Origin of the sequence: Dactylococcopsis salina PCC 8305 (assembly GCF_000317615.1) — a bacterium.
Classification (GTDB): Bacteria; Cyanobacteriota; Cyanobacteriia; order Cyanobacteriales; family Rubidibacteraceae; genus Halothece; species Halothece salina.
This window is the reverse complement of the sequence record NC_019780.1, coordinates 1,174,828-1,199,302: the sequence shown is the minus strand read 5'-3', so window position 1 is coordinate 1,199,302 and position 24,475 is coordinate 1,174,828. Positions and strand designations below refer to the sequence as shown.

Sequence of the window (24,475 nt, the reverse complement as noted above, 5' to 3'; positions counted from 1 at the left end):
TCAATGAACTTGCATTTTTACCTGAACTTAATCGCCTCAAATCCTTATTTGGTAAAACTTTCAGTTTTATTCAGCAAGCCCTAATTAATACAATCTAATTAAGTAATGATCGCTTGCTAATTGTCTATCTTTAACTTTTGCACTCACTTCTATCCTGACACAATTTTTCCAGAAAGTTTTTATCTATGTCTGTTGACCAAAACATGAATCAGTCTTCTGTTACTAACAACACACCCAAACCTCCCCGTGAGATTTTAGGGGGAATTTATGCTTTCCCACCGAACCGAGAAACATTAGGAGGAACATCCTACTTAATTTTAGGAAAAGATGGGAATATTTTGGTAGATTGTCCAGGATGGAATGAGACACAAAAATCGTTTTTAAGCGACTTGGGAGGGGTGCGTTGGTTATTTATTACTCACCGTGATGGAATGAGTCAAGTCGGTAAAATTCAAAATGATTTAGGCTGTGAAGTGGTGATTCAAGAACAGGAAGCCTATTTATTGCCTAATGTCACGGTAACGCCATTTGCAGAAGAAATTACCCTCGGAGAAGGAACAGGGATTTGGACTTGCGGTTATTCTCCTGGCGCTTCCTGTCTTTATGTTCCCTTTCACGGCGGTGTTTTATTTTCTGGTCGTCATTTATTGACGGATTCTGAGGGGAAATTAGCCCCAATTTTTACTCGTAAAACGTTCCATTGGCGAAGACAGTTAAGAAATGTGGAAAAGTTACAAAAAAAATTCCCCCCCGAAAGGCTGGGTTATGTTTGTCCAGGGGCGAATACAGGATTTTTACGGGGAAAAGGGGCGGTAGAAGGGGAACAGTTGGCACAGATTTAGGTGGGAACTGGTTCCCCTGGACGTAATTTCGCCCATTTTCCAGCTTCTTCGAGGAAACTTTCACAACCGACCACATCCCACTCGATTTCGATGTATTCTTCTTGAGGACGAATGTTAACATTGACGGTGGGTTCGATCGGTTCAAAGTTGGGAAAGTTGGTGAGGTGAGGTTGTTCGTGTTGCGTCTCTACTGCATGATAGGTGGTGCAACGATCGACGTAGTGGCAGTTAACACAGATACACATGGTACGCTATTCTTCCCTGCTTGCTTTTAGTCCTAGTTTAACAAATCCAGTCTTGATTTCGGGAAGTCTTAATTGCCCCTAAGATCAGGTTCGCTCAATCAATGATAAAAAGTAGGTTGGGTAGAGACGTTCCATGGAACGTCTCCACGCGAAACCCAACACCAATTATAAGCAATTACCCGAACCTGATATAACCCCCCTTTGAAAGGAAATATCAATCCCCCCTAACCCCCCTTGGCAAGGAAATATCAATCCCCCCTAACCCCCCTTGGCAAGGAAATATCAATCCCCCCTAACCCCCCTTGGCAAGGAAATATCAATCCCCCCTAACCCCCCTTTGAAAGGGGGGAATAGAATAATGAGAATGAGTCAACAATTATCAATTCCTAATTTTCCGTTTCCGTTAGCTTGGCTTCCCTCTGATGCGTATTTAGTGGGAGGAACTATTCGAGATAGAATATTAAATCGGAAACGGCAGGAGTTTGATCTCGATTTAGTGGTGATCGATCGAGCAGTGGAATTGGCACGTGATCTCGCCAATCGCTGTGATGCGGGGTTTGTGGTGTTAGATGCAGCCAGAGATATTGCTAGAATCGTTTTTGCAGAAGGGACGGTTGATGTGGCAAAAATTGAAGGGGAAAGTTTAGAACAAGATTTGCATCGTCGAGATTTTACCATCAACTCGATCGCGCTTCACATCCAATCACAGAAACTAATTGATCCGCTTGGGGGAATAGAAGATTTAGAAGCCAACCTGATCAAAATGGTATCCCCTGCTAACCTCAAAGCTGATCCCTTGCGTCTGTTTCGCGCCTATCGTCAAGCCGCCCAACTCGACTTTACCATTGATCCTCAAACTCGTAACACCATTACCCAGCTTGCTTCTGAATTAAAAAACATCGCATCGGAACGAATTAAAACCGAACTCTCTTATCTGTTGGAAACGAGGAAAGGGAGTATTTATTTACAACAAGCGTGGGAAGATGGTTTGCTTTCGATTTGTTTTCCCTCCGTGACTCAGCAACAAGTGGAGGAAGTGGCGAGAATAGATGTTATCAAAGAAAGGTTACGTCAAGAGTCTTCTCATCTGGCGGCAACATGGGAGAAAAATGTAGGCGGACAATCGAACACTTTGCAAAGTTTAGCTAAATTAGCTTGTTTCGTCTCGGTTTCTCCTGAAGAAGCGGAAAATCAACTCACAGGGCTGAAATTTTCTCGCGCTGAAATTCGCACCGTTACCAGTAGTTTGAGTTTACTCCCGCGTCTGCTAGAAGCGAAAGTGGAAACCATGAGTCTGCGCGATCGATATTTCTTCTTTCAAGAAGCGAGAAACGTCTTCCCTTGTTTATTATTAACCGCAATGGCGAAGGGATTAAGCCTAACCGCAGCGAAACCCTTGCTGGAACATTATCTTAATCCCCATGATCCCGTTGCTTATCCCCAACCGATTGTTACTGGAAAAGACTTGCTTCGATCGCTGTCTCTGTCTCCCTCTCCTCGCATCGGTGAACTGCTGACAGAACTCCAAATCGCCTACATTGAAGGGAAAGTTAACTCTCCCTCCGAGGCGATCGATTTAGCGAAATCTTGGCTTTAACCTTGATTTAAAGTTAGTTCCAGTAGGTTGGGTGAAGAGTAGCGAAACCCAACATCAAGATCACGAATGACAAAGCACAATCATGTAGGTTGGGTAGAGACGTGCCATGGCACGTCTCCACCCATGGCACGTCTCCACGCGAAACCCAACACTGCTTCCCCCTCACCCATTTCGAGACAAACAATTAAACTGTAATCCGTTTCGCGTCCTCTTCGTGAACTAAATCAGTCCAACCCAACTCTTTCAGATTATTATTCCGACGCAACGGACGAGTCACCAACTCCAATAAATCACGAGTATTAGTAAACCCTTGAATTTGGGAGAAAGTAAACTCTACAGACCATTTTGTACTAAATCCACGTGCTTCTAACGGATTTGCGTGCGCCATTCCCGTAATTACCAAATCAGGATTTTCCGCCATAATACGTTCAATCTGACGATAATTATCGGGTTTTTCCACAATACGAGGCACATCGACTCCCATTTCCACACAAGTTTGTTCTAACAGTGCCAATTCCGCGCCTTGATAGCGTTTATCCATGTAAGGGATACCAATTTCATGGACTGTCATCCCACAACGCACCAAGAAACGTGCCAAAGAAATCTCTAAGAGATTATCTCCCATAAAGAAAACAGACTTCCCGCGTACCAACTTCACATAATCTTCGACACTTTCCCAAATCTGTGCTTCCCGTTCGTCTAAACCTTCGGGTTCAATATTAAACACAGAACAAATTTTTTCAATCCAGGCGCGAGTTCCATCTGGCCCAATGGGGAAAGGCGCACCAATTAGTTTACACTTCCGCCGACGCATTAAGTTGGTCGCAGTTCGACTTAAAAAGGGATGCACCCCACAAGCGTAGTTTCCTTTTTCAATACTGGGCAACTCCGTAAAGCGTTTGGATGGCAACCAACCCGACACTTTAATCCCTTGTTTTTTCAATTCTAGCGTTAACTGTGTTTCTACAGAATCGGGAACTGAACCAAATAAAGTCAACGGGGGATGATCTTTATATTCAGTTTCTTGGGTTTCTGCTTCTTCTTTCTGTCCAAAATTCAATAAGCGAGAAAAGCCGTTTTTCTTTGGTTCTACTTCTGTTTCTGCTTCTACTTGCGGCGTATCATCACAACGATTAACCATCGCGGCTAAAACCGTGTCTTCTCCTTGCGTAAAAGCATAGTCTAAACCATTCGCCCGTGCGACCACAATCGGAATCCCAATTTCTGCTTCTAATTTCGGGGCGATTCCTTCTAAATCCATTTTGATGATTTCTGTGGTACAAGTGCCGATCCACACAATAACACTTGGGTTGCGATCGCGTTTAATTTGTAAACACAACCGTTTTAACTCATCATAATCACTCAGTTTCGCCGAAATATCTCCCTCTTCTAACTCTGCCATTGCATAACGAGGTTCAGCAAAAATCATCACGCCCATCGAGTTTTGTAGGAAATAGCCACAAGTTTTAGTTCCAATTACCAAAAAGAAACTATCCTCAATTTTCTGATACAACCAAGCCACACAACTGATGGGGCAAAATGTATGATAATTCCCTGTTTCACATTCAAAATTTAATGCCGTTTCTTCTGTCATTTCTTTCTCCGTTATTTATTATTTTTTCAATTCCCCTCTTTCAAAAGTAGGGGTGATATCAGGTTCTGGCATTTGCGAAGCATAGGCGAAGCCTAATCGCTTATAATTGGTGTTGGGTTTCGCTACGCTCCACCCAACCTACATTTGAGCTACTAGGGGGATTAAACCATTAATGCTTCTAATTCTTCCTCTTTCTCTACAGGCGCGCCTTTTGCCGTTGCAGGATTGAGATAATAATCGGATAATAAAGTAAACAGATCGCGATCGGGCGCATCTTGTGGCACAACGCCTTCTGGGAGAGCTAATAATTGGTCAGCAATATTGAGATAATATTGAGCCACCTGATCTAACATCGGTTCAGTTTCCGCCATCTCGAAGATTGTCTTCCCTTTCACACGAGAGACACGAATATCTTCAATGAGCGGTAGAATCTCTAAAATTGGCATTGGCACCGCTTCAATATACTTATTAATTAAATCCCGTTTCGAGGTACGATTACCGATTAAACCAGCGAGGCGTAAAGGATGAGTCCGAGATTTTTCCCGAATCGAAGCAGCGATACGGTTAGCCGCAAACAGGGCATCAAAGCCGTTATCAGTAACAATCATGCAGTAATCAGAATAATTTAAAGGCGCAGCAAAACCACCACATACCACGTCGCCGAGAACATCAAATAGAATCACATCATATTCATCAAACGCATTTAATTCTTTTAAGAGTTTTACGGTTTCACCAACCACATAACCACCGCAACCAGCGCCAGCAGGAGGCCCCCCCGCTTCTACGCAGTCAACGCCAGCATAACCGCGATAAATGACATCTTCGGGCCAAATATCCTCATAGTGGAAATCTTTTTCTTGTAGGGTGTCAATAATCGTAGGAATTAAAAACCCTGTGAGGGTAAATGTGCTGTCATGCTTAGGATCGCAACCAATTTGTAAGACTTTTTTTCCTCTTTTTGCCAGTGCGGTTGAAATATTGCAACTGGTTGTAGATTTTCCGATGCCGCCTTTTCCGTAAACTGATAGCTTCACAGTGTTTTCCTCTTGCTTTGCTTTGTCGATCGCAATTATTACGCAATGAGTTTAGAAATGAAAGCCTTGTTTAACTAAACTTATAATTTAATTCAAAGCTAAAGTTATTATTAAATTTTTAAATTAATTAAATTTCCTGAAAATGCTTTTTTAATCTTTTTTTAGTAAATTTATCAAAGTTTGTGTTTATAAAATTAATAAAATTGATCAAAAACAAATTAACCCAGAAAGACCCTTTCTTGATTCCCCCAAAGTTGGGGGCTAGGGGGCAATTAATGATGATTCCCCCAAAGTTGGGGGTTAGGGGGCGATTAATGATGATTCCCCCAAGTTGGGGGTGATATCAAGTTCGGGTAATTGCTTATAATTGGTGTTGGGTTTCGCTTCCCTCCACCCAACCTACGGTTGATCATTGATTGAGTGAACCTGATATTAGGGGGCAATTATTTATTGTTCTCTGTTCCCGATTCCCTTGCGCGTAGTGCTATCTTTTATAAAGAATCTTGACAATTCTGATGTTTGATCAGAAATAGCTATCCTAAAAATAGATTAGGACGAATCAGTCTCAAACCTTGCTAACCCCATAGTTGCCGTTATGACGTATTCTTCATCTGCAAAAAAACGTCAAAGAGCCCTGACCACCCTACGTGACTCCTCGCCGTTTGGAAGTAAATTAATTCAAGCGGGTTACGCGGATAGTAAACAAATCCAAGAAGCCAGACAAGAGGTTTCCCAATCAGAAGGAAAACGATCGTTTACTGAAGCGTTGCAATCGGTTACTGGCAAGGAATTACCGCCAGAACTTTATCGTCAATATAAAAAGCATCATCTGTTTGAACTCAAAATTTATTATGGCGTTGAGTCCCTCGATCCAGAAGTAACGAACTTAGATCAGTATCCCATTAAGGAATTGATTGACGATGTAATTCCTGTGGATATGTGTCGCCGCTATAAGTTACTCCCTTTAGATAAGAAAGATACTCGCCCCCCTTCTCTATTGGTGGGAATGGTGAATCCTGATCAATTGGATGCTCAAGATAATCTAATGCGGATTTTGCGTCCGAAACAGTTAAAACTGCAGCGCATTGTAATGACGTTGGAGGATTATCAACGGATCATTGGTGAATACCTAGATGAACAATCTGCTCAAGAGGAAGAACAAGCCGCAGATGAACAGTTAGATGTGACTAAAGACCTCGCTAATCTGGATGTGGATGGGTTAGAAGAAGTTAATGACGAAGCTGAGGCAGATTTAGAAAAGTCTTTGGGGGATGCTCAAGCCGCACCGATTATTAATGTGGTGAATCGGATTTTAATTAAGGCGCTTCGGGATGGTGCTTCTGATATTCATATTGAACCCCAAGAAGAGTATATTCGGGTGCGGATGCGTCGAGATGGGGTGCTACAAAAAGCCTTTGATAATCTCCCGATTAAAATTGCCCCTGCGATCGCGGCGCGTTTTAAGATTATAGCGGACTTGGATATTGCAGAACGCAGAATGCCTCAAGACGGGAAAATTCGTCGGCGGTATCAAGGGCGAAATGTGGATTTTCGGATGAGTACCTTACCGAGTCGCTATGGGGAGAAAGTGGTACTACGGATTTTGGATAATAGTGCCACACAGTTGGGATTAGACAAACTGATTACTGATGCAGAAAGTCTAGAAGTGGTTAGGGAAATGGCAAGTCGTCCTTTTGGCTTGATTTTAGTGACGGGACCCACTGGCTCAGGGAAATCAACGACACTCTATTCGATTCTCGCCGAACGCAATGACCCAGGGGTAAATATTAGCACCGCCGAAGACCCGATCGAGTATTCTTTACCTGGAATTACCCAAGTGCAGGTGATTCGGGAAAAAGGCATGGATTTCGCGTCGATTTTACGATCGTTTCTCCGTCAAGACCCGGACGTGATTCTGGTGGGGGAAACGCGAGATAAAGAAACGGCAAAAACTGCGATCGAGGCTGCCTTAACAGGACACTTAGTTTTAACCACCTTACACACCAACGATGCTGCTGGCGCGATCGCGCGGTTAGACGAAATGGGAGTCGAACCCTTTATGATTTCAGGCTCATTAATCGGTGTTCTCGCTCAACGTTTAATGCGTCGAGTGTGCAGTGAGTGTCGCATCCCTTATAATCCCACGCAAGAGGAACTCGCTCGTTTTGGCTTATCCGCAACTAAAGAAGAAGAAATCACCTTTCATAAAGCCAACTGTCTGCAACCCGAAGAAATAGAAGAAGCTCGCAAAAAAGGAAAACTCTGTTCTAAATGTGGTGGTAACGGTTACAAAGGACGGGCTGGGGTTTATGAAATCATGCAAATGACCGAAACCCTACAAACCCTAATTAATGAAGGCGCACCCACCGAACGCATCAAAGAAGCAGGGGTAGAAGAAGGCATGAAAACGCTTCTTGCTTATAGTTTAAATCTGGTTCGAGAAGGTTATACCACCCTCGAAGAAGTGGAACGAGTGACCTTTACCGATTCTGGAGTCGAAGCAGAAATGAAGGCAAAACGGAAAAGCTCTCTCACTTGTAGCACTTGCGGGGCGGAATTACAACAAGAATGGCTGGATTGTCCTTATTGTTTAACCCCTCGTTTCCAAGACTAAGGGAAATTAATGATTAAAAATTGATAATTCTTAATTAGGGTTTGCTGAAAAACTTCATGTTTTCGGTGTAGTAAGGCAAGAGGCAAGAGGCAAAAGGCAAAAGGCAAGATGGGGAAGATGGGGAAGATCGGGGAGAAAAATCACTTCCTTGTCTTCCTTGTCTCCCATTTCTCCCCTGCACTTTTTCAAAGCATTAAGAGCCTTAAAAACTGATTGGGTAAATGTTCTAGGTTTATTCAGGAAACCTTAATTAAAGAAAAACAGATTTCAGTATAAATTCTTAAAGAAGACAAGGCAAAATACTGTAATGCTAAACTGAGAATTATTAATTAAATATTGTTTGATGATTGAAGAATTACGGAGAAAATAAAGATGGAATTAATGATCGAAGACTTGATGGAACAATTAGTGGAAAAAGGCGGTTCTGATATGCACATTCAAGCGGGTGCGCCTGTCTATTTCCGCTACAGTGGAAAACTGCAACCCGTTGGAGATGAACCCCTAACGCCACAAGAAACACAGCGACTAATTTTTAGTATGCTCAATAACAGTCAACGGAAACAATTAGAGCAAAATTGGGAATTAGACTGTTCTTATGGGGTAAAAGGTTTGGCGCGGTTTCGAGTTAATGTTTATAAAGAGCGCGGTTGCTATGCGGCTTGTTTACGAGCCTTATCCTCGAAAATTCCTAACTATGAAAAATTAGGACTGCCAGATGTGGTGAAAGAAATGGCAGGTTATCCCAGAGGATTAATTCTGGTGACAGGACCCACTGGTTCGGGAAAAACCACAACTCTAGCCGCGATTTTAGACATGATTAATCGCACTCGCCACGAGCACGTTTTAACGGTAGAAGACCCCATCGAGTATGTTTTTCCGAACGAAAAATGTCTGTTTCACCAACGACAAAAAGGAGAAGATACAAAAAGTTTTGCCAATGCTTTAAAAGCTGCTTTACGGGAAGACCCAGATATTATTCTGGTGGGAGAATTACGAGATTTAGAAACCATTTCGTTAGCGGTAACCGCAGCGGAAACGGGTCACTTAGTTTTTGGAACATTACACACCAGTTCCGCCGGTGGAACGGTTGACCGCATGGTAGATGTGTTTCCCGCCGAACAACAAGAGCAAATTCGAGCGCAACTTTCGGGTTCATTAGTCGCAGTGTTTAGTCAGTGTTTACCGAAAAAGCAAAATCCGAAACCTGGGGAATTCGGACGAGTGCTGGCGCAGGAAATTATGGTGGTGACTCCTGCTATTGCCAACCAAATTCGAGAGGGAAAAACTTCACAGATTTATTCTTCGATTCAAACGGGAATGAAACTGGGAATGCAAACGATGGAACAGTCTTTGGCGTATTGGGTGAATCAAGGGGCAATTTCTATGGAAGAAGCCATCTCCAAAAGTAGTAAACCCGATGAGTTAGATCGTCTCACCGCAGGTTCAGTAGCGAAAAACAGCAAAACTCAAGCGAAGACAAAACGTTAAACCTAAAAAAGTGAGTAGGGGAAAAGATTATGGCAACTTTTGTGGTTGAAGTTCAAGACGCAAAGGGAAAGCGGACTAAGGAAAAGGTAGAGGCGAAGTCGCCTGCACAAGCACAGTTATCATTGCGGGGGAAATATCCCAAAATTGGTCGCGCCAGCAAAGCAGGATTTGATCTCGATCTGGATTTATCCATTATTGAGGAAAAGTTATCTGGGGTTGGGGTGAAGGATAAGGCGATTTTCTCCCGTCAGTTTGCGGCGATGGTGAATGCTGGTGTGGGAATTGTACGCTGTTTAGGGGTACTGTCGGAACAGACGGAAAATCCCAAAATGCGTAAGGCGCTGAAAGCAATTAGTTCGGAAGTGCAACAGGGGGTTAATCTTTCTGATGCTATGAGTAAACATCCTGAATGCTTTGATCAGTTATATGTGAGTATGGTTGAGGCGGGAGAAGCAGGTGGGGTACTGGATGAGGTGCTAAACCGTATCGCTAAGTTATTGGAAGATATGGCGCGGTTACAGGGACAGATTAAATCGGCGATGGCTTATCCTGTCACGGTGGGTTTATTTGCGTTTGTGGTGTTTATTGGGATGACGGTGTTTCTGATTCCTGTGTTTGCTGGGATTTTTCAGGGGTTGGGAATTGAATTACCCGCGTTAACTCAGTTTATGCTCGATCTCAGTGCTTTGCTGCGAAGTCCGAGGGTTTTAATTCCGATTGGGATTGTTGCTGGTGGATTTATTGGGTTTAAGCAATACTACAAAACTCCGATGGGACGCTTGCAAATTGATAAGTTGATGTTGAAGATTCCTGTGTTGGGAGACTTGACGGAGAAAAATGCGGTGGCGCGGTTCTGTCGGATTTTTGGGGCGCTGACTCGATCGGGCGTTCCGATTTTAAGCACTTTAGATATTTCTCGTGATACGGCGGGAAATAAGGTCTATGCGAACGCGATCGAAGCCTCTAAACAGGAAGTTCAACAAGGGGGAATGATTAGTCTGGCGTTACAACGAGAAGGCGCATTTCCCCCGCTTGCGATTCAAATGATGAGCATTGGGGAGGAAACTGGAGAACTCGATGCGATGATGATGAAAGTGGCGGATTTTTATGAAGATGAGGTAGAACAAGCGGTAAAAGCACTCACCAGTTTAATTGAACCTTTAATGATGGTGGGTGTTGCGGGAATGGTGGGAGTAATTCTCTTGTCCATGTATTTACCAATGTTCAAAATCTTTGATGAACTGGGATAAAAATCAAGCAAAAAAAACCATGCCCATTAAACAGTCACAATACGAAACGCTTCTTGCTGAATATAGCAACCGTGAAAGCGCGATCGCCCTCCTACGACAACATCGTCCCTATTTGGAAATGTTACCGAGTTTGCGTCGCCCTGATGAAAGTGTCATTACACTTCCTTTGCCACTGCTACAGTTACGAAATAGTAAATCTTCTATGGGAGATGACTTCTCTCGATCGCAAGCGGTACAACTTCCCTGTGATCTCGCTTTGATTACCTGTGACCCAGAATGGAAAATCAAAATGGGGGTAGAAATCATGGTCTTTATCCATCGCCCCGAAGAAGAATTTTCCCAGTTTCTGCGACGTTGGCGACAAACTGAGGCTTGGCTACACCAAGATTATGAGTGGATTATGCCACCAGGGAAAGAACATATTTTCAGCGAAGGAGCGCAAAAAGCCTATCCTCTCTTTGTAGGCTTCACCGAAACCTCAAATTGTGTTCGGCGTGGTTTCAAAGGGGCTGGTTTACCGCTATTAATTCAAACCCTAGAAACAGATATCGAATCGGATCAAGAGGTTGTCCCCTCACCACTGATGTAAGCAAGAAAAGTAAGCCCTTGTGAAGCCAGCGCGAAACCCAACATCAAGAAAAGTAGGCCCTTGTGAAGCCAGCGCGAAACCCAACATCAAGAAAAGTAGGTTGGGTGGAGGGAAGCGAAACCCAACATCAAGTCATTGCTAATCCCGTTATGAGGAACTTCCTCAAACTTAACCATAGCTTCTAAAAGCCTGATAGAGTCTGATGTCCACTTCCTGCTTCTTTCCACGCTTGGGCTTTTCCTAGCAACGTCGGCGTTAACCAGTCCACAGGCTGACACGATGTAACTCACCGCCAAAAGTGACTTTCTTTGAACTGTCTTGGTTATCGATCAGTTTAAGTTAGCCACTATTCTATTATATCAGTTAATTTGGCTAACTAAGTTAAGAAATGGTTAAGTTTTCAGTTTCAGTTTCTAGCCCCCAACCCCCCGATGATTGGCAGGGCTGTTTCATTCTATTTTTTTGCCTTTTCCAGATATTAGGAATAGCAAGGGTTTTACGGCTTTTTTCTTAAGAAAAAGCCAAAAAGTAAGAAAAAGCGTTCGAGGCAAGAAGGGCGGTGGCTTCGCCACATCGAACGTACCGTAAGAGGTTCAGGCGATCGAGCGCAGCGCTCGGTGCGCGGAGCGCAATCGCCTTCAATTTTGACCCCAAGAATGAAACAGCCCTGCATCTTCCCCATCTCCCCCATCTTGCCTTTTACCTCTTGCCTAAGGCAACTTGCCTTTTGCCTTACTACACCGAAAACATGAACTTTTTCAGCAAACCCTAGTTATAGATCAAAGGCTTCTTTGACCGCAGGATGAATTAATTGTTGATTCTGAACATTTAACCCCTTAGCAAGAATTGGGTTTTCTTCTAATGCGGTTAACCCCTTATTTGCCAGTTGAATCACATAAGGAAGCGTACTATTGTTAAGCGCCTGAGTCGCTGTCCAAGGAACAGCCCCAGGCATATTGGGAACGCCAAAATGAACGACTCCTTCTTCTACATAAGTGGGATGACTGTGGGAAGTCACTTGCAAAGTTTCCACACAACCCCCTTGATCAACCGCAACATCAACAATTACGCTTCCAGGACGCATTTGTTGCACTAACTCCCGTGTCACCAATTTTGGCGCGCGTTTTCCCGTGGTTAAAACCGCCCCAATGAGTAAATCAGCATCGGGAACAACGGTTTCAATTTGGGAGGAATTACTGTAAAGGAGTTCCACCCGTGAACCAAAGAGGTTTTCTAGTTCTCCTAAACGTTCCACATTCACGTCTAAAATCTGCACCTGTGCGCCAATTCCCACCGCGATTCGCGCTGCTTCTGTTCCGACAACCCCACCGCCGAGGATGACGACACGCCCTGATCTTACCCCAGGAAAGCCTCCTAATAATACGCCACGTCCCCCTTGTTGTCTTTCTAGGTGATGAGCGCCAAATTGCACGGATAAGCGTCCCGCAATGATACTCATGGGGTTGAGAAGAGGGAGTTTTCCGTTGGGGAGTTCAACGGTTTCGTAAGCAATGGCGGTAATTCCAGAATTGATCAGCGCCTCGGTAAGAACGCGATCGGCGGCAAGATGAAGATATGTAAATAAGAGTTGACCTTTTTCTAAATAGATGTATTCATCGGGAAGGGGTTCTTTGACTTTTACCACCAATTCTCGGTTCCAGGCTTGTTTGGCTTCTGTGACGATCGTTGCCCCTGCTTGTTGATAGTCCTCATCTTTTAGCCCTGCTCCTACCCCAGCTTGGGTTTCTACAAATACTTGATGCTTTTGTTCACATAAACTGCGAACACTACTAGGAGTTAACCCAACGCGATACTCTTGATCTTTTGTTTCTTTGGGAACGCCAATTTCCATCTGATTGTCCTTCTCTCATGGTCTAATTTAATCATGCTACAACATGGCAGCGAACCTTGTTGTTGTTGGGTTTCGTTATCTCCACCCATTGCAGTGACCAGTGACCAGTGATCAGTGATCAGTAACCAATGTAGAGACGTTCCATGGAACGTCTCCCAGTGACCAGTGACCAGTGAACAAATAACGAATAACGAATAACGAATATTGTTGTTGGGTTTCGTTACCTCCACCCATTGCAGTGACCAGTGACCAGTGATCAGTGATCAGTAACCAATGTAGAGACGTTCCATGGAACGTCTCCCAGTGACCAGTGACCAGTGACCAGTGAACAAATAACGAATAACGAATAACGAATATTGTTGTTGGGTTTCGTTACCTCCACCCAACCTACTTCTGTCTTGACAGGTTTTAAGGCGCGATAAAAGTAATAAAATTCGATCGATCATGTCTCTTTGTTGTGAGGGTGAAACTTGAGAATGATTTAAAAGAATACTAAAAACTAAAGGCTGATAATTGGGGGGATTAACATAACCCGATCGAGCAGAAATTCCCGTCAAAGTTCCCGTTTTTGCTTGTAAGTTTCCCTGTAAAATAGTTGATTGCAAACGATTTTTTAATGTTCCATTAATTCCAGCGACGGCGAGAGACGATCGAAAAGTTGCTGCATTTTCACCGTTTGACATGGTTTTTAATAATTGCACGATCGCGCTGGGAGTAACTAAATTTCGTCGAGAAAGTCCTGATCCATCAACCAATTGATAATGATTGGGAGGAATCCCGAATCGCGTTAATTCTTCTGTAATGATCTCCTCTCCGCTTCTAGCAATCAGGGTTTTTAATAAGGCTTCTGCATATAAATTATTACTATTTTGATTAATTTCTACAATCAACTCCTTGAGAGGAGGAGAAATAAAACTTACATGATTATTCCCCCCGATGATCGAGGGGTTAGGGGGGATTCTTATTTCCGAATCAGAAAATTGAACTTGATTAACAGTAATTCCTCTCTCAGCTAACGCATTTAATAACGTATCTCGAAAATATCGATCGGGTTGAGGAATCGCTAATTGCCAAACATCTGTCTTAATGTTTTGAGGGAGTTTTCCCGTTAAATTTAGTTGTGATGTTCCCAGTTTTCCTTGTAATTGGATGCGATAATCTGTGTTTACGGGTGCGGTGGTTGCTTGGTTATTTAAGTTCCATTGGGCGGCTGCAATATTATTATTCCAATCTGCAATTACTGCTTTTCCAATACTTTGGGGACGTAAGGTTAAAGTGACTGCATTTTCATCTAAAATAAAATCATTAACTCCTGTTCCATAAGCGGCATAAACATCTTCCCATTCCCAAGTTGAATTAATTCTTGGTTGGGAAAAATATCCACTTTGTAAAACAAGGGTTTCGATCGAGCTAACATTATTTTTGCTTAAAGTTGCTGCCAGTTTTTCTAAATCACTTGTTCTTAAACTGGGATCACCTTGTCCAATAATTTGTAATTTCTGAAGGTGAGGAGAATCGCCTTCAGTATAAACAGGGGTAATGATTCTAAACTCAGGATGAAGTTGATTGAGCGCGATCGCGCTGGTAAAAAGTTTAACATTAGAAGCGGGAATAAACAACTTTTCTGCATTTCTTTGATATAAGATTCTTTCCGATAACAATGGTTGAATCAAAATTCCCCAACGCGATTCTTTTTCTGAAGCAGTAATCAATCGATCGAGCTTTTGCGGTAATGCTTCTGGACAAAATTCCTCAGTTGCTGCTTTGACTGAAGGGGTAACTAAAAGTAAAGGAAAAAAGATAATTTTAATCAATAAAATAGGGAAAAGTTTTCTCGGAATTACAAATTTATTATTCATTGACAGGATTCATTATAATTAGTTCTCCTTTGCTCGATCGTTCCATTGGAATTTCTGGGTTAGATATGGCAAGTTGGTAAAATTGTTCATCCGTTAGATCGATCGTTTGGACGTTAAGCGTCAGCATAATTTTTTAACGGTTAAGCCTTTGACACTGAACCTGTAATTAGAGTAACTAAACCATCAATCATGCGATCGCGCTCAAGGGGAACAACTTCTTCTCCACCCAATAAGTTTTGGATAATGAGATAATGCACTAAAGACCCTGCAAAAACCCGCGCCCCCACTTCTGGATCGCTGAGTTGCAGTTGCGTTTGAGAGGCTAAATAAAGCGTTAACTGCTCTAACATCGGCTTTTGAATTTGTACGACAAATGTTGTCGCAACATCAGGAAATCGCTCTGATTCTCCGATCACCAATCGCATAAAACTTAACAACGGCTGATTTTTTTGAAAACTGTCCAGCATGAGTCGCGCAATCTGTCGCAAGACTACTTCGGGAGGGGCTTGTAAATCCGACTGAGACAGTAAATTAAAAACCTCTTGACGACTAGAATAAGTTAATTCTTGAATGAGGGCTAAAAATAGCCCTTTTTTATCTTCAAAATTACTATACAAAGTCGATTTGGAAACTCCTGCCGCCACAGCAATACGATTCATACTTGTCGCCGCGTATCCCTGCACCATAAACACCTGTAATGCCCCTTCTAAGATAGCTTGCATCTTTTGCGATCGTTCTCTTTTGGGCAGGGTAAAGGAATCTCCAGACATGATTGCTTATTGTTCAACTAAGGACATCCTCTAGGATAGCTCACTCTTCAGACTGAATTGATCTAAAAATTAAATTAATCTGTATGGCAAATCGTACCAAACCGTTTAGTATAATAAAAAAACGAGTTGTTATCTAGCAATGAATAGCAAAGTAGTAATTAACCAACCGCGACGTTGGATCGCGATCGTGGCGACAGTAGGAGTAATCGGTGTCATCAGTTTCCAAAGCCTGTCAAGGGATCAACCCCAGCAAGCAGCCCCTGAAACAGAGTTAACCCCAGAACCTGCCACAGTGACCGCTTTAGGGCGACTGGAACCAGAAGGAGAAATGATTCGTGTTACCGCCGCCACATCCGCCCAAGAAAGCCGTATTCAGGCGTTATTGGTGGAAGAAGGCGATCGGGTTCAACCTGGACAAATCATTGCAGTGTTGGCTAACCAAGACACCCTAGAAGCCACTCTCGCCAGCGCCAAAGAGCAAGTTCGCATTGCCAAAGCGCGACTCGCCCAAGTGAAAGCAGGGGCGAAAACTGGCGAATTAGAGGCGCAACGAGCCGAAATTTCTCGCCTGAAAGCGGAAAAAGCAGGAGTGATCGCCAGTCAAAAAGCCACCATTAGACGCTTAGAAGCGGAAATGGAAAACGCCCGCATGGAATACCAGCGCTATGAATCGTTATATCAGCAAGGAGCAATTTCCGCCTCAGAAAGAGATGCACGGGAACTCACCTTCATCACCACTCGCCAACAAGTTCAGGTAGCAAAATCGGAACTAGCGCGGTTAAAAAGTACCAGTGATGAAAAAATTCAACAGGCGAAAGCTACTCTAGAACAACTGGCGGAAGTTCGCACTGTTGATCTCGAATTTGCCGAAGCCGAAGTCGTCGCCGCCACCACTGCGGTGAGAGAAGCCCAGACTCGCCTAGAAAAAGCCTATGTGCGATCGCCGCAAGAGGGACAGATCATTAAAATTCACACTCGATCGGGGGAAACCATTGACAGTGAAGGCATTGTTACCCTTGGCGAAACCCAGCAAATGATCGCGATCGCAGAAGTCTATCAAAGCGATATCCCAGCGATTAAAGTAGGTCAACCTGTCACCATTACCTCTCCTGTCATTGAGGAAAAATTACAAGGAACAGTAGCGCGGATTGGCTTACAAGTGGAACGACAACAAGTAGTTGATATAGACCCCGCGGCGAATACCGATGCCAAAGTGATCGAAGTTTCGATTCAGCTAGATTCCGCATCCCGTGAGAAAGTGGCGGGGTTAAGCAATTTACAAGTCACCGTCAAGATTATCACTGAATAGGGAGAGAATAACAATGTTTAGTCCTTTCCAAATTTTGCGAGAACGAACGCCCATCGGATTTTTACAACTGAAGCGTGACCCCATGCGATTATTGACCGCGATCGCGGGAATCACCTTTGCTGATATTCTAATTTTTATGCAACTAGGTTTTGCAGACGCGCTTTACAAAAGCAATACCCAATATCCTCGCGCCCTTCAAGCCGATTTAGTCATTCTCAGCACGGAAGCCAAGAATTTTGGACAGTTAGGGACATTTACCCGACGGCGACTTGATCAAGCCCTTGATGTGCCGAGTGTGATTGCGGCTGATCCCATGTATTTGGGATCAATTCAGTGGCAAAATCCGCAAACCAGGGAAAAAGCCTCAATGTTGGTGGTGGGTCAAACCCCCGAAAGACCTATGTTAGACTTACCCGAAATCAACGAACAACTGGACACCCTTCGCCTACCCGATACCGTGTTATTCGATCGCGCCTCTAGAGGAAATTATCAAGAACTAATTGCGTTGCTAGAACAGGGAAAGCCCATCACAACAGAAATTCGCTCCGAAACCGTAACCATTAGAGGGTTGTTTACTGTGGGTGCATCTTTTGCTGATGATGGGGCGTTGATTACCAGCGATCAAAATTTTCTGCGGTTGTTTCCCAGACGAGAAGCGGGAACGGTTAGCATCGGATTGATTGAGATGGCAGCAGAGGCTAATCCAGAAGCGGTGAAACTTGCCTTAGAAGAACGTTTACCGCAAGATGTTCAAGTGTTTACTCATCCCGAATATGTGGAGTTTGAATTGAATGATATTCAGTCAGAGTCTCCCATTGGCTTTGTGTTTGGGTTGGGGTCAGTGATGGGGTTTATTGTTGGGATGGTGATTGTTTATCAGGTGTTATCCACTGATGTAAATAGCCATCTTGGAGAGTACGCCACATTTCGAGCGATGGGTTATCGCAATCGGTATTTATTGATGATTGTCTTTGAAGAGGCTTTAATTTTGTCTGTTTTGGGGTTTATTCCTGGGACGGTGATCGCTTTGGGTGCTTATCAACTTACAGCAGCGGCGACGGCGCTTCCGATTGTAGGCTCTGTTAGTCGGGGGGCGATTGTGTTTTTTCTTACGTTTCTAATGTGCGTTGGTTCAGGCGCGATCGCGACACGACGACTACAAGCGGCCGATCCTGCCGATATTTTCTAGGGAAATGCCCCCTAGCCCCCAAGTTTGGGGGAAACTAAGTTGATCGGTTTCTCACTAATAAAATTAAATTGCACTATGAAACAAAATGCTTCGATCGTTGTCCAAGAGCTTGATCATTATTTTGGCTCTGGAAAACTGCAAAAACAAGTTCTTTGCAACATTAACTTGGAAATTGCATCAGGAGAAATTGTCATTATGACAGGACCATCGGGTTCTGGAAAAACTACTCTCCTCACCCTTATCGGCGGTTTACGAGCGGCGCAGAGGGGTCGTTTACAAGTGGTCGGACATGAACTTTCTGAGGCGAAGGAAGAGGCGTTAGTCCGCGCCAGACGAGATAATGGGTATATTTTTCAAGCCCACAATTTACATGATAGTCTCACCGCTTTGGAAAATGTACAGATGGGGTTAGAAGTTCACGGGAGATGGCGCAAGGAGGAACGTCATCAGCAAGCCGCGACAATGCTAGAAAAGGTAGGATTAGGAGAGCGTCTTCATTATTATCCCAGTGATTTGTCTGGGGGACAAAAACAACGGGTTGCTATTGCGCGGGCGTTAGTCAGTCATCCTAAAATTGTTCTGGCTGATGAACCCACCGCAGCCCTGGATAAAAAATCGGGTCGTGATGTGGTGGAGATTATGTATAACTTAGCGAAACAACAGAGTTGCACCATCCTCTTAGTGACTCACGACAACCGCATTCTGGATATCGCCGATCGGATTATCTATATGGAAGATGGGCGACTATCAAAAGCTCCTTCGTGATCCCACAACTCTTTTGCTATATTAGTTGAAGTGCGTGTATGCGGGACAAACTAAAGACCTCGTTCAACTTGCCAAACGTTATCGATCGATTCGCAAAGATTTAGAACCCCTCATTGAACGGCTGCAAGCAGGAAAGATCGTCGGTGATCGCATTTAAATTGTTAATTAGGATTTGCTTAATAAAGCGTGAGTTGAGGTAAAGATGCAGGAATTTGAATTAACTGGAATTGTAGATGAGCAAGGTCATATTACACTGGATAAACCTTTAATTCATTGTAAAAATAAGCGAGTTCGAGCCGTTTTTGTTGTATCAGAAGATAGTTTTGATTCTTCTTTGGAAGATGCTGATTGGGAACATCTGAGTACAGAAGAATTTTTCAGAGGTTACAGTGAAGCTGATGCTATTTATGATGAAGAGTTGTGAATTTAAAGGTTTATAAAGCTGGAGAAGTGGTTTTGATCAGGTTTGCTTTAAAAGCTGGGGGCTGCATTTAAAAGGGTTTTTGTGTAAGGATGTTCGGGAGAATTAAATAGGGTTTCTGTTGCTTTTAATTCGACAATTTTTCCTTGATTCATCACTGCGATTCGATCGCACAAAAATCTTGCTACAGATAAATCATGGGTAATAAATAAATAGGTTAAATTAAATTCCTTTTTCAGGGATAACATTAACTCTAACACTTGCGTTTGTACTGTTGCGTCTAACATACTCACTGGTTCGTCACAAATAATTAATTGAGGATTAGTAATCAACGATCGCGCGATCGAAACCCGTTGTTGTTGACCTCCAGATAAATCTTTAGGATAACGATCGTAATATTCCTCCACTGGCGTTAACCCCACTTTTTCTAAAAGATATTTCGCCTTTTCTTTTGCTTCTTTTCCTGTTGCTAACTGATGAATAAATAATGGATCAGCAATACTATTTCCCACTTTCATTAACGGATTTAAACAGGCTAAAGGGTCTTGAAAAATCATCTGAATCTGACGACGAAATTGCCGCACTTGTGCCTCAGATAGCTGACTTAAATTTTCCCCTGAAAAAATAACGTTACCAGAAGTGGGACGCACTAACTGTAAAATGCTGCGAGAAAGGGTGCTTTTCCCACAACCTGATTCTCCCACTAAACCAAAAATTTCACCTGCAAATAAATTAAAACTTACGTCATCCACTGCTTTAATCACAGTGGGTTCTTTTTTGAGTAACTGTTGGATTAAATTTTGTTCTAAAGTGTAATGCTGAACTAAATTTTTGACTTCTAGAATTGGCTTTTCTGTGGTTGCATTTTCCCGTTTTTTTTGCGGAAGATGAAGCAGTAGCGCTGCTTTTAATAATGACTGGGTATAATTATGTTTCGGTTCAGATAAAACTTGTTTCGCTTTTCCTAATTCCACCAGTTTTCCTTGATACATGACCGCGACGCGATCGCAGTATGTTCCTACTAACGCTAAATCATGGGAAATTAACAGTAACCCAACATTTTTTTCCAGACATAATCGGGTTAATTCTTGTAAGATTTCAGCAGAAACGGTAACATCTAAACTGGTGGTTGGTTCATCAGCAATAATTAATTTGGGTTCTAATAACAACGCCAAAGCAATAGCGACCCGTTGACGCATTCCACCGCTAAATTCATGGGGATATTGTGACCAACGACTCGCAGGGATTTTAACCGTTTCTAAAACCTCGATCGCGCTTTTTTTTGCTTCCTGATCAGATAATTGAGGACGATGCGCCCTTAATGTCTCAACACAATGCGTTCCAATGGTCATCAAGGGATTTAACCGCGTCATGGGGTCTTGAAACACGAGAGAAACTGCTTCTCCCCGACACCGTCGCAACTGCTGCGGAGTCATGCTTAAAATCGACTCTCCCTGAAAGTTTAACTCCCCTTCCACAATTGCATTCGGTAATAAACGCATTATCGCACGCCCTAACGTGGATTTTCCACAACCAGACTCTCCCACTAATCCTAAACGTTCCCCTGCTTCTAAGGATAGAGAAACATCATCAACCGCAGTTGTTACACTAGAAGAAACTCGATCGAAGTAGCTAACTTTTAGATGCTTCAGAGTAAGCAAAACATCAGACATTTTATTAATCGTCATTCTGGGTAAAAGCAGTGGCGAAATCAATCAATTTTCCCACGCGATCGCGCACGGTTGCTAAACGTTTTTGAAAAGTGTCATTATTTCGTGACGTTTGCAAAAACATCATATCGTTTTGTAACAAGCGCATAATCCGATGAACCTCGGTTTGGGAAGATTGCCAACGGGAGAACGTTTCTCCAGTCAAGGTTTCACCTTTGAGAGACATAATTTCTCCTTGAAATTGTTGTTGAAGTTGCGAAAAAAGTGATTTCCGAGTCACTTGATCACCCTCTTGATCAAGCGTTTCTTGTAACTGCTTTAAAGTTTCTAAAAAACGCTGATAACGTTCCCGATAAGATAGCGGTAACATAATTGACCGAGTTTAAGTTACGATAACCTGAATTAACCATAAACTGTTTAAACTGAGGAACATCAACCTAATCCCCCTAGCGGGGAAAGGGTTAACCGTCCTTTTGAAAAAGGAAACGACAGCATATCCCCTTTGACATGACAAGCAAATGTCATCAGAATTAGTAGAACATTGTAGAACACACCCTTTGCAAACCCTATGGATGCGATGTCTTCGACACGAGCTTTGCTCTACGCACTAAAAACCCCAACTGAATATAACACACCGCTTCCCCAGTGGTTAAAAGACTGTATCGAAATTGCTAATGATCCGAACCAAGACAATGAAGATGTAGCCTTAATCGCGGATGCGTTTCAGTTTGCCTATGAACTACACGAAGGTCAATATCGGCGATCGGGCGAACCCTATATCGCCCATCCCGTCGCTGTTGCGGGGTTGATTCGGGATTTAGGGGGAGGAAGTGCCATGATCGGCGCTGGTTTCCTACACGACATTGTAGAAGATACAGAAGTAACTTGTGAGGAAATCGAAGAAAGATTTGGCGAAAGTGTGCGCCATTTGGTAGAAGGAGTAACCAAACTTTCTAAGTTTAACTTTTCCAGTAAAACTGAACGTCAAGCGGAAAACTTTCGGCGGATGTTTTTGGCGATGGCGAAAGATATTCGGGTGATTGTGGTGAAACTCGCCGATCGTCTCCACAACATGCGAACCTTACAACATCTGAAACCCGAAAAACAGAAACAAATTGCCCTCGAAACCAGAGAAATATTTGCGCCTTTGGCGAATCGGTTAGGAATTGGGAGTTTTAAGTGGGAATTGGAAGATTTATCCTTTAAATATCTCGAACCAGAGGCATTTCAAGAAATACGAGAGTTAGTTGCCGATCGACGCACCGATCGAGAAAAAAGAATCCAAACCGTAACGGAAGCCTTACAGAAACGCTTTGATCAAGGGGGAATAGAAGTAGAAGAGTTAAAAGGTCGTCCCAAGCATTTATATGGAATTTACCAGAAAATGCAACAGCAGCAAAAAACCTTTGCTGAAATTTACGATTTAGCTGGGGTGAGAGTGATTCTAAAAACGCGAGAAGACTGTTACCGCGCTTTGGCGATTATCCATGATGAGTTTAAGCCCATTCCAGGTCGCTTTAAAGATTATATTGGCTTACCGAAACCGAACCGCTATCAATCTTTACATACAACGGTGATTGGTGGTTATGGAAAACCGATCGAAATGCAAATCCGAACCCTAGAAATGCACTATATCGCCGAATACGGGATTGCCGCCCATTGGTTGTATAAGGAAACAGGGGGAACAAGCGACTTTAAGTTTACCGCCGAGGATGAGAAGTTTACTTGGTTACGACAACTTTTAGAATGGCAAAATGACCTCAAAGATGCTCAAGAATACATTGAAAGCATTCGGGATAATCTCTTTGAAGATGATGTTTTTGTCTTTACGCCGCAAGGGGATGTGGTCGCATTATCTCGCGGTGCGACTCCTGTCGATTTTGCTTATCATATCCATACCGAAGTCGGGAATCATATTAAGGGAGCACGAGTTAATGGCAGTTGGACGGTTTTAGATACTGCTTTGAAAAATGGCGATATTGTCGAGATTATTACCAGCAAAAACAGTCATCCCAGTTTAGATTGGTTAAACTTTGTGGTTACTCCCAGTGCGCGTAATCGAATTCGTCAATGGTATAAACGTTCTCATCGCGAAGAAAATATTACTCGTGGACGGAGTATGGTAGAAAAAGTAGTGGGAAAATCAGGATCAGATTCACTATTTAAGTCCGATCGAATGCAACGAGTCGCCGAGCGTTGTAACCATCAAAGCGTTGACGATTTACTGGCGGCGGTGGGCTATGGGGAGATTACCACTAATTCTGTTGCCAGTAAGTTACGGGAAGAATCTTTGCAAGAGGAAGCGGTAGAGAAAACCGACGAGATCGGAAATTTAGAAGAGGAAACAATACAAAGTCTCCCCACCACTACTTCTCGGAATAATCATCATGGTACTACAAGTAAAGCCCCGATCGCAGGGGTAGAGGGGTTAATGTATCATCGCGCGGGATGTTGTTCTCCCCTTCCAGGTGAACCCATTGTGGGGGTAGTGACTCGCACTAAAGGCGTAAGCATTCATCGTCAAGACTGTTCTAATGTGGAAAATACAGAGAGCGATCGCGTGATCCCTGTGGATTGGAATCCCACTAATGGCAATGGTCGCGCTCCCACTTATACCGTTGATTTGGAAATCGAAGTGATCGATCGGGTGGGAATCTTCCGAGACATTCTCGCTCGTCTCAGCGACCAACATATTAATCTTAGCAATGCCAGCGTCAAAACGGGAAAAGGAAAACCCGCTTTAATTAGTGTTTCGATGGAAGTGAAAGATCATCAACAAATGCAGTATTGTTTTAATCAGATCAAACAAATGAGTGATGTTTTAAAACTGCGCCGCGTTCATCACAGCCATGAATAATTCTTCAACCTACACTGAAAACCTGCCATGATTGAAATAATTTTTTATTTCCCCCCAAACTTGGGGGTTGGGGGGCTAATCTCAAATCACTAGAGATTGGGAAATTAACCAAACCGACAGGTAACACGACCAATAATTTGTTCTCGATTTACCTTACCAAATTGTCTGCTATCGGTGCTTTCTTCGGGATTATCTCCCATCAGAAAACAACTGCCATTTTCTGATACAAGGGTGACTCGTTTAATTAACTGTAAATCGCTTTTTGTCGGATGTTTTGCTACAACAATCTCTCCCACTTTTGGTAATGAATCTTGATAACAGCCTCGATCGATCAAAACCTCTTCTTCTGGTTTAAGTAAAGGAAGCATAGAATTTCCTTTCACCCGAAATCGCTTCCGTTTTCCCAAAATCCAAAGTAAAAATTCTCGAACAGAAATATCTGGTAATTCCATTTCTAAAGATCAGGTTCAGGTAATTACTTATACCATGGGTGAATAATTGGCGCTACATACCATCCCATTGTTCCCCCC

General features: G+C 43.1%; 22 protein-coding genes and 1 pseudogene. 12 read left to right on the top strand and 11 right to left on the bottom strand.

What is annotated here, in order from left to right:
* Positions 1–185: 185 nt before the first annotated feature.
* Positions 186–842 (top strand): MBL fold metallo-hydrolase, encoded by a 657-nt coding sequence (locus DACSA_RS06030; protein WP_015228899.1) that lies wholly within the window; start codon positions 186–188, stop codon positions 840–842.
* Here the strand turns inward: DACSA_RS06030 and DACSA_RS06025 are convergent.
* Entirely contained in the window at positions 839–1,087 is a 249-nt protein-coding gene (locus DACSA_RS06025) for a Ycf34 family protein (protein WP_015228898.1), read from the bottom strand. The two genes, DACSA_RS06030 and DACSA_RS06025, sit on opposite strands and share 4 nt — an antisense overlap.
* Before the next feature lie 358 nt (positions 1,088–1,445).
* On the opposite strand from DACSA_RS06025, the gene DACSA_RS06020 reads away from it, so the two are divergent.
* Positions 1,446–2,684, top strand: coding sequence for a tRNA nucleotidyltransferase/poly(A) polymerase family protein (locus DACSA_RS06020; protein WP_015228897.1), 1,239 nt, complete (start codon positions 1,446–1,448; stop codon positions 2,682–2,684).
* 184 nt (positions 2,685–2,868) lie between these two features.
* Here the strand turns inward: DACSA_RS06020 and DACSA_RS06015 are convergent, their stop codons facing one another.
* Positions 2,869–4,278 (bottom strand): ferredoxin:protochlorophyllide reductase (ATP-dependent) subunit N, encoded by a 1,410-nt coding sequence (locus tag DACSA_RS06015; protein WP_015228896.1) that lies wholly within the window; start codon positions 4,276–4,278, stop codon positions 2,869–2,871.
* Between the two features lie 161 nt (positions 4,279–4,439).
* Entirely contained in the window at positions 4,440–5,312 is an 873-nt protein-coding gene (bchL, locus tag DACSA_RS06010) for a ferredoxin:protochlorophyllide reductase (ATP-dependent) iron-sulfur ATP-binding protein (protein ID WP_015228895.1), read from the bottom strand.
* Positions 5,313–5,907: 595 nt separating this feature from the next.
* On the opposite strand from bchL, the gene DACSA_RS06005 reads away from it, so the two are divergent.
* The 4 genes from DACSA_RS06005 to DACSA_RS05990 all read left to right on the top strand — a co-directional run bounded on the left by DACSA_RS06005 (position 5,908) and on the right by DACSA_RS05990 (position 11,253).
* Positions 5,908–7,926 (top strand): GspE/PulE family protein, encoded by a 2,019-nt coding sequence (locus DACSA_RS06005; protein ID WP_015228894.1) that lies wholly within the window; start codon positions 5,908–5,910, stop codon positions 7,924–7,926.
* 372 nt (positions 7,927–8,298) lie between these two features.
* Positions 8,299–9,414: a type IV pilus twitching motility protein PilT gene (locus DACSA_RS06000; protein WP_015228892.1), complete on the top strand. Its 1,116-nt coding sequence runs from the start codon at positions 8,299–8,301 to the stop codon at positions 9,412–9,414.
* Positions 9,415–9,443: 29 nt separating this feature from the next.
* On the top strand, positions 9,444–10,664 hold the full coding sequence (locus DACSA_RS05995; RefSeq protein WP_015228891.1) for a type II secretion system F family protein: 1,221 nt from the start codon (positions 9,444–9,446) through the stop codon (positions 10,662–10,664).
* Between the two features lie 19 nt (positions 10,665–10,683).
* Positions 10,684–11,253 carry a hypothetical protein gene (locus DACSA_RS05990; RefSeq protein WP_041235716.1) on the top strand — a complete coding sequence of 190 codons (570 nt, stop codon included), beginning with the start codon at positions 10,684–10,686 and terminating at the stop codon, positions 11,251–11,253.
* Between the two features lie 772 nt (positions 11,254–12,025).
* Here DACSA_RS05990 and ald read toward each other — a convergent pair.
* The 5 genes from ald to DACSA_RS05975 are packed head-to-tail and all read right to left on the bottom strand — an operon-like array spanning position 12,026 to position 15,734.
* The gene (gene ald / locus DACSA_RS05985; protein WP_015228889.1) at positions 12,026–13,105 is read right to left on the bottom strand and encodes an alanine dehydrogenase; all 1,080 of its coding nucleotides are present in this window, start codon (positions 13,103–13,105) and stop codon (positions 12,026–12,028) included.
* On the bottom strand, positions 13,051–13,335 hold the full coding sequence (locus DACSA_RS20355) for a hypothetical protein (RefSeq protein ID WP_156800680.1): 285 nt from the start codon (positions 13,333–13,335) through the stop codon (positions 13,051–13,053). Before DACSA_RS20355 ends, ald begins: the two co-directional genes overlap by 55 nt.
* A gap of 33 nt (positions 13,336–13,368) precedes the next feature.
* Complete coding sequence (gene dacB, locus DACSA_RS05980; protein WP_015228888.1) at positions 13,369–14,964, bottom strand: D-alanyl-D-alanine carboxypeptidase/D-alanyl-D-alanine endopeptidase; 1,596 nt, start codon at positions 14,962–14,964, stop codon at positions 13,369–13,371.
* Positions 14,957–15,091: a hypothetical protein gene (locus DACSA_RS22470; protein ID WP_015228887.1), complete on the bottom strand. Its 135-nt coding sequence runs from the start codon at positions 15,089–15,091 to the stop codon at positions 14,957–14,959. The genes dacB and DACSA_RS22470 overlap by 8 nt, the downstream gene beginning before the upstream one ends.
* Positions 15,092–15,104: 13 nt before the next feature.
* Positions 15,105–15,734 carry a TetR/AcrR family transcriptional regulator gene (locus DACSA_RS05975; protein ID WP_015228886.1) on the bottom strand — a complete coding sequence of 210 codons (630 nt, stop codon included), beginning with the start codon at positions 15,732–15,734 and terminating at the stop codon, positions 15,105–15,107.
* 139 nt (positions 15,735–15,873) lie between these two features.
* On the opposite strand from DACSA_RS05975, the gene DACSA_RS05970 reads away from it, so the two are divergent.
* The 5 genes and pseudogenes from DACSA_RS05970 (at position 15,874) to DACSA_RS05950 (ending at position 19,421) form a co-directional block, all read left to right on the top strand.
* Positions 15,874–17,043, top strand: coding sequence for an ABC exporter membrane fusion protein (locus DACSA_RS05970; protein WP_015228885.1), 1,170 nt, complete (start codon positions 15,874–15,876; stop codon positions 17,041–17,043).
* 13 nt (positions 17,044–17,056) lie between these two features.
* Positions 17,057–18,232, top strand: a complete 1,176-nt coding sequence (devC, locus tag DACSA_RS05965; RefSeq protein WP_015228884.1) for an ABC transporter permease DevC — start codon at positions 17,057–17,059, stop codon at positions 18,230–18,232.
* Between the two features lie 75 nt (positions 18,233–18,307).
* Complete coding sequence (locus DACSA_RS05960) at positions 18,308–18,997, top strand: DevA family ABC transporter ATP-binding protein (RefSeq protein WP_015228883.1); 690 nt, start codon at positions 18,308–18,310, stop codon at positions 18,995–18,997.
* A gap of 25 nt (positions 18,998–19,022) precedes the next feature.
* Positions 19,023–19,151, top strand: a pseudogene (locus DACSA_RS22465) (type II toxin-antitoxin system RelE/ParE family toxin); the annotation flags it as partial.
* Positions 19,152–19,199: 48 nt separating this feature from the next.
* On the top strand, positions 19,200–19,421 hold the full coding sequence (locus DACSA_RS05950; RefSeq protein ID WP_015228882.1) for a hypothetical protein: 222 nt from the start codon (positions 19,200–19,202) through the stop codon (positions 19,419–19,421).
* 47 nt (positions 19,422–19,468) lie between these two features.
* Here the strand turns inward: DACSA_RS05950 and DACSA_RS05945 are convergent, their stop codons facing one another.
* Positions 19,469–21,091, bottom strand: coding sequence for a dipeptide ABC transporter ATP-binding protein (locus tag DACSA_RS05945; protein ID WP_041235713.1), 1,623 nt, complete (start codon positions 21,089–21,091; stop codon positions 19,469–19,471).
* A 4-nt stretch (positions 21,092–21,095) separates the two neighbouring features.
* Entirely contained in the window at positions 21,096–21,458 is a 363-nt protein-coding gene (gene patD / locus DACSA_RS05940; protein ID WP_015228880.1) for a heterocyst frequency control protein PatD, read from the bottom strand.
* Between the two features lie 198 nt (positions 21,459–21,656).
* On the opposite strand from patD, the gene DACSA_RS05935 reads away from it, so the two are divergent.
* The gene (locus tag DACSA_RS05935; RefSeq protein ID WP_015228879.1) at positions 21,657–23,945 is read left to right on the top strand and encodes a RelA/SpoT family protein; all 2,289 of its coding nucleotides are present in this window, start codon (positions 21,657–21,659) and stop codon (positions 23,943–23,945) included.
* A 104-nt stretch (positions 23,946–24,049) separates the two neighbouring features.
* On the opposite strand, the gene sodX is transcribed toward DACSA_RS05935, so the two are convergent.
* Positions 24,050–24,397: a nickel-type superoxide dismutase maturation protease gene (gene sodX / locus DACSA_RS05930; protein WP_015228878.1), complete on the bottom strand. Its 348-nt coding sequence runs from the start codon at positions 24,395–24,397 to the stop codon at positions 24,050–24,052.
* Positions 24,398–24,475: the final 78 nt, after the last annotated feature.